This is a genomic window from Streptomyces sp. NPDC044984 (genome assembly GCF_040646935.1).
In the GTDB taxonomy this organism is placed as follows: domain Bacteria; phylum Actinomycetota; class Actinomycetes; order Streptomycetales; family Streptomycetaceae; genus Streptomyces.
The window spans coordinates 19,762-34,781 of sequence record NZ_JBEZBE010000053.1 but is presented as its reverse complement, the minus strand read 5'-3'; the positions used below and the strand labels follow the sequence as shown (position 1 = coordinate 34,781).

The following is a 15,020-nucleotide window of genomic DNA, read 5'->3' as shown; positions in this document are numbered from 1 at the left end:
CAGCAGCTGCTGTACTCGATGATCGTGCTGGTCGTCGTGATGGTGGCCTTCGGCAGCCTGCCCGCCCTGTCATGGCTGCTGGTGGTCCCCGCGCTGCTGCTGCAGTTCGTGTTCAACACCGGGCTGGCGCTGGTCTTCGCGCGGATGGGCAGCAGGACGCCCGACCTGGCCCAGCTGATGCCGTTCGTGCTGCGCACCTGGATGTACGCGTCCGGCGTGATGTTCAGCATCCCGGCGATGCTCGAGGGCAAGGACGTGCCGGCCTGGCTGGCCGACGTGCTGCAGTGGAACCCGGCGGCGATCTACATGGACCTGGTCCGCTTCGCGCTGATCGACGAGTACGGCTCCTCCTACCTGCCCCCGCACGTGTGGGCGTTCGCGCTGGGCTGGGCGCTGCTGGCCGGCGTGATCGGGTTCGTCTACTTCTGGAAGGCTGAGGAGAGGTACGGCCGTGGCTGACACCACCGACGAGAAGATCCCCACGGTCGTCGCCGACCGCGTCGACATCGTCTACCGGGTCAACGGCACCGGCGCCGGACGCGGCACCGCCACCGCCGCCCTCAACCGCATGCTGCGCCCCAGGAAGACCGAGAAGGCGTCCGGCGTGCGCACGGTGCACGCCGTGCGGGGCGTCTCCTTCGTGGCGTACCGGGGCGAGGCCATCGGGCTCATCGGCACCAACGGCTCGGGCAAGTCGACCCTGCTCAAGGCCGTCGCCGGACTGCTCCCGGTGGAGAACGGCCGCATCTACACCGACGGCCAGCCCTCCCTGCTCGGCGTCAACGCCGCCCTGATGAGCGACCTGACGGGCGAGCGCAACGTCCACCTCGGCGGGCTCGCCATGGGCATGTCCCGCGAGCAGGTCAAGGCCCGCTACCAGGAGATCGTCGACTTCTCCGGCATCAACGAGAAGGGCGACTTCATCACCCTGCCGATGCGCACCTACTCCTCCGGCATGGCGGCCCGGCTGCGCTTCTCCATCGCCGCCGCCAAGGACCACGACGTCCTCCTCGTCGACGAGGCGCTGGCCACCGGCGACCGCTCCTTCCAGAAGCGTTCCGAGGCCCGGATCCGGGAGCTGCGCGAGCGGGCGGGGACGGTGTTCCTGGTCAGCCACAACAACAAGTCGATCCGCGACACCTGCGACCGCGTGCTCTGGCTGGAGCGGGGCGAGCTGCTGATGGACGGACCGACGAAGGACGTGCTCAAGGAGTACGAGGCGTTCACCGGAGGCACGGACAAGGCCCGCAAGCCGCAGCCGAAGGCGGTACCGGCACCCTCCTGAGGCCCGCCTCCGCGCGCCCACTTCGCCGTATTGATGCCAATATGACCGGAGAGGACCGTCCGGAGCGACGAGCAGCCGAAGGAGCCCCGCGATGCCCGAGCTCAGCGTCGTCGTCCACGGGCCGAACACCCAGGACCACCTGACCGGCCTGCTCGACTCCCTCACCGCCCACCCCCTGCCGGACACCGAGGTCGTCGTCGCCGCCGTCGGCGACTGGGCCCGCGAGACCGCCCAGCGGCACGCCCCGCACGTCCAGGTGCTGCCCCTGCCCGACGGCACGTCCGACGCGACGGCCCGGACGGCGGGGGCGGCACGGGCCGCCGGCCGCTGGCTGCACTTCGTCCGCGCCAAGGACGGCCTGCCGCCCGGCAGCACCCGCACCGTCGCCGAACGGGTCGCCGGGCTCCCCGGCACCGTCGACGTCCTGCTCCTGGACCACCTCCGCAGCACCTGGCGCCGTTCCGGGCTCCCCTCGGCGGACGGCCCGCTGCTCGCCCGCGCGGGCCGCACCGGCCTCGCCCTCGACGACGGCGCCTACCTGCTCCGCCTGACCCCGCTGCTCGGCACCCGCGTCCTGCGCGCCGGATTCTGGCGGACCCACGAGGACCGCCTCACCACCGACGACGAACCGCGGGCGGCCCTCGCCGCCCTGCTGCTCGCCGACCGCGTCGCCGCCCTGCCGCTCATCGCCCACGAGGACCGCCGGCTGCGGCCCGCCGCCCTCCCGCCGGTCACCCCCGCACAGCACTACGCGCTCGTCGACCGCTACGAGAGCCTCCTCGACCTCGTCCGCGAACGCCCCGCCGTCTACACCGTGCTCTACGAGATCATGGTCCGTGACTGCCTGCGCGCCTTCACCCGCGGCGACATGCCCGAGGACGTGGCCCGGGAGTTCTTCCACCGGGCCTCGACCGCCGCCCTGCGCCGCCGCCCCGAGGGCCACCGGCGCCCCGCCGGTGCGGAGGGCATCCGCCGCTCCCTGCTCGAAGAGGGCGCCTACGGCAAGTACCGCGCCTTCCAGACCGCCAACCACGCCCGCCGCGCCGTGCGGTCCACGGTGCGCACCGGCAGGCGCCGGCTCGGCGCACAGGTCCGTGACCTCCGGTACCGCAGGGCCCTGCGCCGCCCCGTCGACCCCCACCTCGCGGTGTTCGCCGCCTACTGGAACCGCGGCGTCGCCTGCAACCCGGCCGCGATCGCCGCGAAGCTCGCCGAGCTCGCCCCGCACATCCACCCGGTGTGGGTGGTGACCGGCGAGAACGCCGCCCTGCTCCCGCCCGGCACCGACCACGTCGTCCCCGGCACCCGCCGCTACCGGGAGGTGCTCGCCACCGCCAAGTACCTCGTCAACAACGTCAACTTCCCGAACGACGTGGTCAAACGCCCCGACGCGGTCCACCTGCAGACCCACCACGGCACCCCGCTCAAGCGGATGGGCGTGGACCAGCTGCCGTTCCCGGCCGCCGCCCAGGGCCTGGACTTCGACGCGCTGCTGGAACGCGTCGACAAATGGGACTACAGCCTCTCCGCCAACCGCCACACCACCCGCATGTGGGAGAGGGCGTACCCGTCCCGGTTCGTCTCGCTCGACCACGGCTATCCGCGCAACGACGTCTACTACACGGCCGGCGCCGACGACATCCGCGCGATCCGCGCACGCCTCGGCGTCGCGCCGGGCCGCCGGGCCGTCCTGTACGCGCCCACGCACCGCGACTACGAGGCCGGCTGGACCCCGCGCCTGGACCTCGCCGCCCTCGCCGACCACCTCGGCGAGGACACCGTGCTGCTGGTGCGCGGCCACTACTTCTACGACAACGCCCTCTCCCCCGTGACCGGACTGCGCCGCTCCGGCCGCATCGTGGACGTCTCCTCCTACGACCCGGTGGAGGAGCTGTGCCTGGCCGCCGACGCCCTGGTCACGGACTACTCGTCGATCATGTTCGACTACGCCAACCTCGACCGCCCGGTGATCATCCACGCCGACGACTGGGAGACGTACCGCACCACGCGCGGCGTCTACTTCGACCTGATGGCCGAGGCGCCCGGCCCGGTGGCCCGCACCCAGGAGGAGCTGACCGGGATCCTCACCACCGACGCCTGGCGCGACGACGGCGCGGCGAAGGCCCGGGCCGCCTTCCGCCGCCGGTTCTGCGAGTACGACGACGGCCGCGCCGCCGAACGCGTCGTGCGCCGGGTCTTCCTCGGCCAGGACGAGGCGTCGCTGCCGCCGGTGCTGCCGCTCGGGGAACGCACCCCGGCACCGAGCCCGGCGGAGGCGTCATGAGCACCTCCCGGCTCCCCGACGTCACCGTCACGGTGATCGTCCACAACGACGCCGGACGGCTCCCCCGCGCGGTGGAGTCCGTGCGCCGCCAGAGCCACCGCAACCTCGAGATCGTCATCAGCGACGACCACTCCACGGACGACACACCCCGGGTGGCGCGGGCGCTGGCGGCCCGCGACCGCCGTATCCGGTACCTGCGGCTGCCGGAGAACAGCGGCGGATGCAGCGCGCCGCGCAACCGCGCCCTGGAGATCGCACGGGCGCCGTACCTGATGTTCCTCGACAGCGACGACGAGCTCCCGCCGGAATCGGTCGCGTCACTGCTCGCCGCGCACCGCGAACGCGACCTCGACTTCGCGATGGGCGCGGTGCGGCGGATCCGGGTGGACACCGGGCGCCGCTCCACCTGGATGCCGCACCTCGTGCGCGAACGCCGCACCCTGGACGGCATCGAGGCCGACCCGCGGCTGTTCTTCGAGCACCTGTCGACCGGCAAGATGTACGCCCGCGCCTTCCTCGACCGGCACGACCTGCGCTTCCCCGAGGGCATCCACTACGAGGACCAGCTGTTCTCGGCCCAGGCGTACTGCCTGGCGAAACGGTTCACGATCGTCCCCGAGCCGGTGTACCTCTGGTACATCGCCCCGTACGCGGGCTCCGACGCCGCCTCCATCTCCAACCAGCGGCACCTGCTGACCAATGTCCGCGACCGGATCCACGTGCAGCGGCTGATCGACGCGTTCCTGGTGGAGAGCGGGCACGGGGCGCTGCGCGAGGACAAGGACCACAAGTTCCTGAAGCACGACTTCCGGATGTACGCGGGCGACCTGCCCCACCGGGACGAGGAGTGGCTGGCGGCCTTCGCGGACCTGGTGAACCCGTACCTGGAGACCCTGTCGCCGGGCGCGTACGCCCGGCTTCCCCGCGCCGAGCGGGTGGTGCTCCAGCTGATCCGCGACCGGCGGCTGACCGAGGCCCGGTGGGCCGCCCGGGAACTGGGGGACGGTGTCGCCCCGAGGGAGCTGGCCACGGGCCCGGACGGCCGCACGTACTGGGGCGGACGGGTCCCCGGGTCGGCGGCCGCCCGCCGTGAGCTGGACCTGACCGAGCTGGAGCTCGACACTCGCCCCTTCTCCGTCACCCGGTTCCGCCACGAGATCACGGAGATCACCCCGGGTCCGGGGGCCTCCGTCGACCTGACCGTCCGCACCTACGACCCGGCCCTGCGCCTCCCGATCGGCCCCCAGCGCGCGAGCCTGCTCATCACCCCCGGCCGGCACCGCCTGACCGTCCCCTTCCGTCTCTCCCCGGTCCGCCCCGGTGTCTTCGAGGGCCGCGTCCGTCTCGACCCCGCGTCCGCGCACCTCCCGCTGAGCGGCTTCGCCGGGGTGCGTCATCCGCTGGTCCGGCTGACCTGCCGGGGACGGAGCAACCGGGGACTGCTGCTGGCCCCCCTGGCCTTTCCGTCCCTGACCGTCCGCGTCCCGCGCCACCGGCTCACGATCGAGCCCGAGGGCCACGGCCCGGGCCGCCTCCAGCTCCGCTGGCAACCGACCGGCCTCACGGCGCACGTACTCCGCCCGGCGGCCCGCCGCGTGGCCGTCCCCCGGGTACGCCGGGCGGCCCGCCTGGTGGCGAGCGTCTTCAGCCCGTCCGGCGTTTGAGCTTTCAGCCCGTCCGGCGTTTGCGGACGAGGCCGTTCAGACCGAAGGGGGGTCCGGGGGGCGCAGCCCCCCCGGGGGACGGGAACGGGAAGGGGCGGCGGGGGCGAGACAAACCGGACCCACCAGAACCGCACCCCCACCCCTCAGGGCACCGCATAAAGCACCTGCCCCTCCGGCCCCCGCGCCACCTCCCGCAGCCCGGCGTCGCCCAGCACACCGCTCCCGTCGACCACCCACCGCACCCCGTACTCCCGCTCGATCCCCCGCCGCACGGACGGCGCCGTCCGCTCCCCGAAGTACGCCCGCGTGGCCGCCCCCCGGCGCTCCTCGTCCGCCAGGAAGAAGTCGGGATAACCAGGAGCCACCGTGTAGGCGCCGTACGCCGGTATCTGACGGGCCGGCCGCCCCTCCGCCATGACCACGTCCCCGTACCGCACCCACGGGGTGATCCAGTGATACCCCGTCCACGGTGGCCGGTACCTGTCCTCCACCGCCGCCGGCAGGGCACCGCGCGGCACCACGTACCCCAGCGTCCCCGCCTGCGCCCACCCCCCGACCAGCAGCCCTCCGGCCAGCAGGACCGCCCACCCGGCACGCAGCCACCGCCGCCCCGCCCCGACCGCCTCCAGCGCTGCGGCCAGCTGGGCCGGGATCAGCACGGCGGGCAGCGCACGCCCCCACGAGTAGTGGCCGCTCAGCCACCCCGCCCCCACGACCACCACCCCCAGCACGAAGAAGAGGACCAGCGGATTCCGCCGGTCCCGCCGCCCCCGCGGCACCAGCGCGGCCACCCCGAGCAGCACCAGCCCGAACCGCGCGACCGGATGCCCGTACAGCACCCGGTGCACCGCGTCCAGCCCGTCCTCCGCCGCGCCGAGCAGCGCGAAGAAGTCGTAGTACGGCCACACCCACAGCACCACCGCCCCCACCAGCACCCCGGCGCCGAGCCGCGACCGCACCACACGCCGGGCCCCCCGCGCCGCGAGCACCGTGGCGGCGGCACCCACCGTGGCCACGACCCCCGAGAACTGGTGGCAAAGAAGAATCACCCCCCACAGCACTCCCAGCCCGAGCCACTCCGGCCACCCGGCCTCCCGGCGCAACGCCCCCGTCAGCCACGCCCAGAGGTGGAAGGCGAGACCGAGGGTGAACGTGCTCGGATACGACACCGTCAGCGCGAGCGAGTGGAGCCCGGGGAAGCCGCTCCACAGAAACGGGGTCGTGCCCCACAGCAGCAGCAGGCTCAGCAGGGCGAGCGCGGGCGCGGCCCGGTGCGCGCTCAGCGTCCGCACGTACCGCCACACGCCCGTCACCAGCAGCGCCAGTCCGGCGGCGGCGGCCAGCCGCAGGACCACGAACACCGAAAGACCCGACAACCGGGCGACGACACCCAGCAGCAGCATCCACGGCGAGTAGTACGGGCTCGGCGTGTCCGCGTCGACCAACGGGTTGCCGGGGTCGAGCGGGCGGTGCCGCAGCCGCTGCACGGTCGCCGCGTGCATGCCCAGGTCACCGGCCCAGGGGAGCCGCACGACCACCAGGACCAGCAGGGCGAGGACGAGTCCGGCGCCGGCCGCGGCCACGGTGCGGCCGAGAACCGCCGGACGGTCCGCGACGCGGCGCGCGCCGGTCCTGCCGGGCGCGGCGGACGAGGAGGATCGGACGCTCACACAGGAGCCATTGCCCGCGACGGCGGTCCCGCACCGGATCCGCGCCGATGCCCACCCAAGGCACCACAACGCCGCGAGGGCGCCCCGGACCCGACGGTCCGGAGCGCCCTCGCGGCCACCTGCCTACGAGTGCGACCGCAGCAGCGTCCGCATCGTCCGCATCGCCACCGACAGGTTGGCGAGGTCGAACGTATCGGAGCCGTGGATCTCCTCCAGCGTGGTACGGGCCCGGCCCAGCAGCGCCGCGTTCTTCTGTTCCCACAGCTTGAAGCGCTGCTGCGGCGTCGACGAACCGTTGCCCTCCGCCAGCACGTCCGCGGTCACCGCCGCGTGCGCCGCGTACAGGTCCTCGCGGATCGCCGCGCGGGCCATGGACTGCCAGCGGTCGGCGCGCGGCAGCTCGATGATGCGGTCCATCAGCTGGGTGATGCGCAGCCGGTCGCCGAGGTCGTAGTACACCTCGGCGACGTCCAGCGGCTCCTTGCCCGTCCGGTCGGCGACCGACACGATGTCGAGCGTCGGGAAGGCGGAGGAGAACCCGGCGACCCGGGTGGCCAGCTCGTCCGGGACACCGGCGCCGCTCAGCTCGTCGTAGATCTTCTGGTACCAGTCCAGGTCCGCGCCGCGCAGCAGCTTCGGCAGCTGCGACCAGACCTGCTCGACCCGCTCGGCGAAGAACGACACCGTCTCCTCGAGCTCCAGCGGCTGCGGCCGGTTGTTGAGCAGCCACCGCGTACCGCGCTCCACCAGCCGGCGCGAGTGCAGCCGGATGCGGGTCTGGACCTCCGCGTCGACCGTGTTGTCGAGCGCCTCGACCCCGTCCCACACCACCGAGGAGCGAAAGATCGCGCGGGCCGCGGTCTGCGCCCGGACGATCTCCTCCAGCGACGCGCCGGTCTCCTCGCGCAGCCGGTGCAGATACGTCGTCCCGCCCGTGTTGACCGTGTCGTTGACCAGCACCGTCGTGGTGATCTCACGGCGCAGCGGGTGGGTGTCGATCCGGTCGGGGAACTGCTCGCGCAGCGCCGTCGGGAAGTACGCGTGCAGCAGCACCTTCAGATACGGGTCGTCGGGCAGCGAGGTTCCCAGCAGCTCGTCGGCGACCGTGATCTTCGTGTACGCCAGCAGCACGGCCGTCTCCGGCCCGGTCAGGCCCTGCCCGGAGGAGAGCCGCTCGCGGATCTGGCGGTCGGTGGGCAGGAACTCCAGGGCCCGGTCCAGCTGGCCCTCGCGCACCAGGTGCTTCAGGAACCGCTGCTGGGCGTGGACCATGTCCTTGGACTGGGCCAGCGCGTTGGCGATGGCGGTGTTCTGCGCGTAGTTGTTGCGCAGCACCAGCCGGCCGACCTCGTCGGTCATCTCGGCGAGCAGCTTGTTGCGCTGCTTCACGGTCATGTCGCCGTCCTTGACGAGGCCGTTGAGCAGGATCTTGATGTTCACCTCGTGGTCGGAGGTGTCCACGCCGGCGCTGTTGTCGATCGCGTCGGTGTTGATCCGGCCGCCGTGCGACGCGAACTCGATCCGGCCGAGCTGCGTCATGCCCAGGTTGCCGCCCTCACCGACGACGGAGACCCGCAGGTCCCGGCCGTCGACGCGGATGGCGTCGTTGCCCTTGTCGCCGACGTCGGCGTTGGACTCGGTGGACGCCTTGACGTACGTGCCGATGCCGCCGTTCCACAGCAGGTCCACCGGCGCCCTGAGGACCGCCTTCATCAGGTCGGCCGGGGTCACCTTGGTGACGCCCGGCTCGATGCCGAGGGCCTCGCGGATCTGCGAGTTGACCGCGATGGACTTGGCGCTGCGTGGGAAGATCCCGCCGCCGGCCGACAGCAGCGCGGTGTCGTAGTCGGCCCAGGAACTGCGCGGCAGCTCGAACAGACGGCGGCGCTCGGCGTAGGAGACGGCCGCGTCCGGGTTCGGGTCGATGAAGATGTGCCGGTGGTCGAAGGCGGCGACCAGGCGGATGTGCTCGCTGAGCAGCATGCCGTTGCCGAACACGTCACCGGACATGTCGCCGATGCCGACGACCGTGAAGTCCTGGCTCTGGGTGTCCACGCCCAGCTCCCGGAAGTGCCGCTTCACGGACTCCCAGGCGCCGCGGGCGGTGATGCCCATGCCCTTGTGGTCGTATCCGGCGGAGCCGCCGGAGGCGAAGGCGTCACCGAGCCAGAAGTTGTACGACTCGGCGACCTCGTTGGCGATGTCCGAGAACGTCGCGGTGCCCTTGTCGGCCGCGACGACGAGGTACGTGTCGTCCTCGTCGTGCCGGACGACGTCCGCCGGGGGCACGACCTCGCCGGCCACCATGTTGTCGGTGATGTCGAGCAGTGCCGAGATGAACGTCCGGTAGCTGGCGATGCCCTCGGCCAGCCAGGCGTCGCGGTCCACGGCCGGGTCGGGCAGCTGCTTGGCGACGAAGCCGCCCTTGGCGCCCACCGGCACGATGACGGTGTTCTTCACCATCTGCGCCTTGACCAGGCCGAGGATCTCCGTACGGAAGTCCTCCCGGCGGTCCGACCAGCGCAGGCCACCGCGCGCGACCTTGCCGAAGCGCAGGTGCACGCCCTCGACGCGCGGCGAGTACACCCAGATCTCGAACGCCGGGCGCGGCGCCGGGAGGTCCGGGATGGCCGTCGGGTCGAACTTCATGGAGACGTAGTCGTGCGGCACGCCGCCGCTCGTCTCCTGGAAGAAGTTGGTGCGCAGCGTCGCCTTGATGACCGTGAGGAAGGAGCGCAGGATGCGGTCCTCGTCGAGCGAGGCGACCTGGTCGAGGGCGGCGTCGACCTCCTCGAGGAGCGCGTCCACCAGCTCGTACCCGGCGCGCTGCCGGTCCGGCGACATCCGCGCCTCGAAGAGGGAGACGAGCAGCCGGGTGGTGTGGACGTTGTGGCGGAGGGTGTCCTCCATGTAGTCCTGGCTGAAGGTGGAGCCCGCCTGGCGCAGGTACTTGGCGTACGCCCGCAGCACCACGGCCTGCCGCCAGGTCAGTCCGGCGCTGAGCACGAGGGCGTTGAAGCCGTCGTTCTCCGCCTTGCCGGTCCAGGTCGCCTCGAAGGCGTCCTGGAACCGCTCACGGGCGTCGTCCCCGAGCTGGTCGGTGGACGCGCCCTTGGGCATCCGCAGGCCGAAGTCGTAGATCCAGGCCACGCTGCGGTCCGCGCAGCGCAGCTCGTACGGCCGCTCGTCGACGACCTCGACGCCGAGCCGCTGGAGCACCGGCAGCACCGCGGACAGGGAGACGGCCTCCCCCCTGCGGTAGATCTTGAAGCGGCGCTCCTCGGCGGCCGCGCCCACCGGCTCGTACAGGCTGAGCGCGAAGTCCCGCTCCTCGCCGAGCTCCTCCAGGCGCGCCAGGTCGGCGACGGCGGCCCGCGGGGGGTGGTCGGCCTTGTAGCCCTCGGTGAAGGCGCTGGAGTAGCGGCGCAGCAGTTCGGCGGCGCGCTCCTCGCCGAACTCGGCGTTCAGCGCCTCGGCGAAGCCGTCGGCCCAGGAGCGGGCGGCCGCGACGAGCCGGGCCTCGATGCGCTCCTTGTCGGCGTCGGACAGCTCGGGCAGTTCGGTGCCCTGCGGGACGCGGACCACGAAGTGCAGCCGGGAGAGGACCGATTCGGTGTTCCAGGCGGTGAAGTCGACGCTGATGCCGCCGAGCTCCTCCTTGAGGATGTCGATGATCCGCAGGCGCACACCGGTGGTGTAGCGGTCGCGCGGCAGGTAGACGAGGGCGGAGTAGTAGCGCCCGTACTCGTCCTGGCGCAGGTAGAGCCGGAGCCGGCGGCGCTCCTGGAGGTAGAGCACCGAGGTGGCGATCGCCTGGAGCTCGGCGGCCGGGGTCTGGAACAGCTCGTCGCGCGGGTAGGTCTCCAGGATCTGGAGCAGGTCGCGCCCGTCGTGGCTGTGCGGCGTGAAGCCGGCGCGCTCCAGGACCTCGTCGACCTTGCGGCGGATCACCGGGACCCGGCGCACGGACTCGGTGTAGGCGGCGGACGAGAACAGTCCGAGGAAGCGCCGCTCGCCGACGACGTTGCCGTCCGCGTCGAACTTCTTGACGCCGATGTAGTCCAGGTACGACGGCCGGTGCACGGTGGCCCGGCTGTTGGCCTTGGTCAGCACCAGCAGCTTGTGCTCGCGTGCCTTGGCGCGGGCGTCGGCGGGCAGCCGCTCGAAGGACGGGCTGACCGGGTGGCCCTCGGCGGAGGCGTGGTGCGGGTCGGAGCGCAGTATGCCGAGACCGGTGCCGGGGACGGCGGCCAGCGAGTCGTCCCGGCGCAGCTCGTACTCGCGGTAGCCGAGGAAGGTGAAGTGGTCGTCGGCGAGCCAGCGCAGCAGCTCGCGGGCCTCCTCGACCTGCGGCGCGGGCAGGTCGGCGGGGACGGGCTCGTCGGGCAGCCCTTCGGCCAGCGCGGTGGCGGTCTGGCGCATCTTGCCCCAGTCCTCGACGGCCTCGCGGACGTCGGAGAGGACCCGCAGCAGGTCGGTGGTGATCTGCTTGAGGTCGCCGCGGTCGGTCTCGCGGTCGATCTCCACGTGGATCCAGGACTCGACGTGCGCGTCGTGCGGAAGGTCGCGCGTGTCCTGGGGGAGGTCGCCGCCGACCGGGGTGGTGAGCACCTCGATCAGCTTGCCGGTCACGTCCCGGCGGACCACGATCTGCGGGTGGATGACGACGTGGATGCCGCGGCCCTGGCGGGTCAGCTCGTTGGTGACGGAGTCGACGAGGAAGGGCATGTCGTCGGTGACCACCTCGACGACGGAGTGGCTGCAGGTCCAGCCGTTCTCCTCGACGGTCGGGGTGTGGACCCGGACGTTGGCCGTGCCCTGGGGGCGGCTCCCGGCGAGCCGGTAGTGCGAGTAGGCGGCTCCGAAGAGGTCGACCGGGTCGCGGTCGGTCAGGTCCTCCGGGGCGGTGTGCAGGTAGTAGCGCTGGAGGAACTCGAGCACGGTGTCCCGGTCGGGCATGCCCTTGTCCGTCGTCCCGGTCGGCAGTTTCCCCCCGGCCGGGCTGTTCTCAGCTACCCGTGCCGCCCTCTCGAGCAGCTCGGCCTTGGCTTCGTCCAGCTTGGTCTGCATGGTCCTCTGGCTCCTGTCGCGCGCCGTTGCGTGACGTAGAAGGAAGTACGGTCTCCGCCCTCGTGGTGCGGTGGTACGACACGGGGTGTCCGGTCCGTACCGACGCTATGCCGTGAGGAGGGAGGAGCGGGGGCTTCTCGGCCGGATCCGACACTCCCGAGGGGTGGGACGCCGCGCTCCGTGACGCCTGTTCCCGGGAGGTGCGCCGCGCCCCGGGTGCCCTCTTGGCCCCGTGCCGCCCGCGAAGACCAGCGACCGCCGCCCGGGCACGGATGTCGTCCGTGCCGCCCGGGCGCACAGCAGGGACACCGAGGCCCCCGCGAGCTATCGCGCTGATCACGCCACCAAGGCTATCGCTCCTCACAGGCCCCCCGTCATGAGCCGTATGTGTACAAAACCAGGCCGTGAACTTTGACGTTCTGCACAGTGCGGCCGGCCCGCGCGCCGCAGGCCCGTACCAGGGGAGCTCCTTCAGCGCCGGACAGGACCACGCACCCGGGGGCGCGGGGAACTGCGCGACCGACCACGCCGAACCCGCACCCGCCCACGCGCCGCGGGCCTCAGGAAGCCGCCAGGCGCTCCGCCTCCGCCACGGCCTCCCGCAGGGTGTCCACCACCGGGACGCCCACCGCCTCCAGGCTGGCGCGGCCGTGGGAGCCGCCGGTGTACAGGACGGCGCGTGCTCCCACGTGCCGGGCGGCCAGCGCGTCGTCGGCCGCGTCACCGATCACCACCGTGCGCGCCGGGTCCACCCCGGTCAGCGCGCGGAGGTGGCGCACCATGTGCTCCGCCTTGCCGCCCCCGGAGGGTCCGGTCCGTCCGTCGACCCGTATGAAGTGCGTCTCGATCCCGAAGCCCCGCACCAGCGGGACCAGGTCCTCGTGCCCGTACAGGCTGAGGATGGACTGGCTGCGGCCCGCCGACGCCCAGCCCGCCAGCAGCTCCACCACGCCCTCGGCGAGCCCGCACCGCACGTGGTGCTCCGTGTAGTGGCGGTGGAAGGTGGCGTCCATCAGCTCCCACTCGGCCGCGCTGGGCAGCCGCCCCATCAGCCGCTCGTAGAACTTGGGCACCGGTACGCAGTACAGCTCCCGGTACCGCTCCAGCGTGAGCGGCTCCAGGCCCAGCTCGGCGAAGGCCGCGTTCGTCGCCCCGATGACCGCGTCGACATCGTGGAACAGCGTGCCGTTCCAGTCCCAGACGATGTGCGCGTCCTTGTGCGTCCCCATGCCCGAGAACGTACCCGCCCGGACTGACATTCAGGGAAACCGCGGGTCAACCCACCAGGTTGGGGATCTCCTGGGTGGCGTACCAGAGCAGCTCGTGGTCCTCCGCCCCGTCCACCGTGAACCGCGCGTCGTCGTCCCCGCCGTCCGCCGCGGGCAGCGCGTCCGCGGCGGCCGCCACGTCCGCCTCCGCGTCCGCCGCGTCCATGTGCACCGCGGCCGCCTCGGCCAGCCGTACGCCGCCGGCGACCCGCACCTCGCCGAGGGCGGCCGGGTCGAGGCCCCGGTCGGGGTCGGTCGAGACGGCGCCGTCGGACACGTCCACGGCGACCACGACCCGGCGCCGCGGCGCACCGGCGTCCGCCGCCAACAGCCGCAGGGAGGCCAGCGCGGCGCGGCCGAGCGCGGCGTACTCCAGCTCCTCGAGGTCGTCGGAGAGGTACCACTCGCGCAGCGCGGGCGTCACGGCGTACGCGGTGAACGGTCCGTCGCCCAGCGCGCCCGTCCGGTACGCCTCGGCGAGCCCGGGGAGGGTCAGGGGGACGTAGACGCGCATGTCGGCCGCTTTCGTGTGAGCGAGGTTGCGAAGGGGCCTTCAGGATACGTGCGGGCGTCCCCCATCGGGTCCCCGCCCGCACCCTCGGCCGCGTCCACCTCCGTCCGGGAATTCACCCGGCACGCCCGCCCGGGTACGGCGTCGAGGGCCCCGCAGTCACCCTGATAGGTGAATTCCCCCGCCGCCCCGGCCCGCCCTCCGCCTCCTTGCCACCGCGCCGCACCACCCCGTACAAGATCCCCAACCACGAAGTTACCGCCCGGTATCACCCGGCTCCCCGGCCGGTCCGGGCCCGTCGAACGGGGTCCCATGTACAAGGTCATGACCAGGGCACAGCACCGCCCCGGCACCCGTCCCCCCATCCGCCGCGACTCCCGCCGCCCCGGCGGCACCGCTTCCTCCCGCCCAGCCGCGGAAAGGCCCATCCCCACTCCTTTCCCCGACGGAGGCCGACCGTCCGCTGCCGCGCTCCCCGGCGGCACCGTCCCACCCGCCTCGGCCTCCGACGGAGGCCACCCCTCCCCCGCCGCCATCGCGCCTCGTCCGCCCGCGGGAAGGGCCGCACGCGTCTCGTCCCCCGGCGGAAGCCGGCCGTCCCCCACCGGCACCACCCCGCCCCGTGTCCCCGCGCGGGGCCCCGCCGCCACGTCCCCCGGCGGGAAGGACCGCCGGTCCCCCGCCTCCGCTCCCACCCGCCCCACCGACAACCGCCCGCCGACCCTCACGGACCGGCGCCGACACCCCGCGGGCGCCCCGACCCCCGCGACCGGGCACCGAAGGCCCCTGTCCGCCGGCGAGGCGGCCTCCGTCCGGGCCTCGCGGGCCGTTCCCACCGCTGCCGCGCGGCCCCCGGCCGGGATCTCGCCCCCGGGCGCCCCCGGTACGGCACAAGAAACCCCCCGCCGCTCCGCGGTCCCCCAGCCCCGCCCCACCGACCGCTTCGCCGAGCTGCTCCTCGCCGTCCTCAGCGGCCAGCGCCCCGTGCACGCCATGCTGCGGCACACCGCCGGCCGGGCCTACGACGAACTCGTGCTGCTCGCCGAGCGCGGCCCCCTGCGCACCCGGGGTGTCCGCCCCGTCGTACGGGACATCGGCTGGTGCGAGCCCCGTGAGGGCGCCATCGAGGCGTTCGCCCGGATCGGGGCCGGGGACAGGCTGCGCGCCATGGCCTTCCGGCTGGAACAGGGCCGGGACCTGCGCTGGCGCTGCACCGCGGTGGAGCTGGGCGGCCCCCGCCCGCACACCCGCTGAGGACCCGCGCGAGG

General features: G+C 73.1%; 9 protein-coding genes. 5 read left to right on the top strand and 4 right to left on the bottom strand.

Annotation, left to right across the window (positions count from 1 at the left end; all coding sequences use genetic code 11):
- From AB0A94_RS35545 to AB0A94_RS35530, 4 genes are all read left to right on the top strand, one after another.
- Positions 1–459, top strand: a 459-nt coding sequence (locus AB0A94_RS35545; protein ID WP_361750739.1) for an ABC transporter permease, incomplete at its 5' end; no start/stop codon positions are given.
- Positions 452–1,285, top strand: a complete 834-nt coding sequence (locus AB0A94_RS35540; RefSeq protein ID WP_361750737.1) for an ABC transporter ATP-binding protein — start codon at positions 452–454, stop codon at positions 1,283–1,285. The genes AB0A94_RS35545 and AB0A94_RS35540, both read left to right, overlap by 8 nt.
- A gap of 91 nt (positions 1,286–1,376) precedes the next feature.
- Positions 1,377–3,569 carry a CDP-glycerol glycerophosphotransferase family protein gene (locus tag AB0A94_RS35535; RefSeq protein ID WP_361750735.1) on the top strand — a complete coding sequence of 731 codons (2,193 nt, stop codon included), beginning with the start codon at positions 1,377–1,379 and terminating at the stop codon, positions 3,567–3,569.
- A complete protein-coding gene (locus AB0A94_RS35530) occupies positions 3,566–5,233 on the top strand; it encodes a glycosyltransferase family 2 protein (RefSeq protein ID WP_361750733.1) in 1,668 nt (555 codons plus the stop codon). The genes AB0A94_RS35535 and AB0A94_RS35530 overlap by 4 nt, the downstream gene beginning before the upstream one ends.
- 143 nt (positions 5,234–5,376) lie before the next feature.
- Here AB0A94_RS35530 and AB0A94_RS35525 read toward each other — a convergent pair whose 3' ends face one another.
- From AB0A94_RS35525 to AB0A94_RS35510, 4 genes are all read right to left on the bottom strand, one after another.
- A complete protein-coding gene (locus AB0A94_RS35525) occupies positions 5,377–6,903 on the bottom strand; it encodes a hypothetical protein (RefSeq protein ID WP_361750731.1) in 1,527 nt (508 codons plus the stop codon).
- A gap of 123 nt (positions 6,904–7,026) precedes the next feature.
- Positions 7,027–11,973, bottom strand: a complete 4,947-nt coding sequence (locus AB0A94_RS35520; RefSeq protein WP_361750729.1) for an NAD-glutamate dehydrogenase — start codon at positions 11,971–11,973, stop codon at positions 7,027–7,029.
- 560 nt (positions 11,974–12,533) lie between these two features.
- A complete protein-coding gene (locus AB0A94_RS35515; protein ID WP_361750727.1) occupies positions 12,534–13,202 on the bottom strand; it encodes an HAD hydrolase-like protein in 669 nt (222 codons plus the stop codon).
- 46 nt (positions 13,203–13,248) lie between these two features.
- The gene (locus AB0A94_RS35510; protein ID WP_361750725.1) at positions 13,249–13,755 is read right to left on the bottom strand and encodes a hypothetical protein; all 507 of its coding nucleotides are present in this window, start codon (positions 13,753–13,755) and stop codon (positions 13,249–13,251) included.
- A 309-nt stretch (positions 13,756–14,064) separates the two neighbouring features.
- Here AB0A94_RS35510 and AB0A94_RS35505 point away from each other — a divergent pair, with 309 nt between their 5' ends.
- A complete protein-coding gene (locus AB0A94_RS35505; protein WP_361750723.1) occupies positions 14,065–15,006 on the top strand; it encodes an Rv3235 family protein in 942 nt (313 codons plus the stop codon).
- Positions 15,007–15,020: the final 14 nt, after the last annotated feature.

Excerpts from the sequence above, each read along its gene's own strand:
- AB0A94_RS35520 (WP_361750729.1), bottom strand. The coding sequence starts at position 11,973 with ATGCAGACCAAGCTGGACGAAGCCAAGGCCGAGCTGCTCGAGAGGGCG.
- AB0A94_RS35535 (WP_361750735.1), top strand. The coding sequence starts at position 1,377 with ATGCCCGAGCTCAGCGTCGTCGTCCACGGGCCGAACACCCAGGACCAC.
- AB0A94_RS35510 (WP_361750725.1), bottom strand. The coding sequence starts at position 13,755 with ATGCGCGTCTACGTCCCCCTGACCCTCCCCGGGCTCGCCGAGGCGTAC.
- AB0A94_RS35505 (WP_361750723.1), top strand. The coding sequence starts at position 14,065 with ATGTACAAGGTCATGACCAGGGCACAGCACCGCCCCGGCACCCGTCCC.
- AB0A94_RS35530 (WP_361750733.1), top strand. The coding sequence starts at position 3,566 with ATGAGCACCTCCCGGCTCCCCGACGTCACCGTCACGGTGATCGTCCAC.
- AB0A94_RS35515 (WP_361750727.1), bottom strand. The coding sequence starts at position 13,202 with ATGGGGACGCACAAGGACGCGCACATCGTCTGGGACTGGAACGGCACG.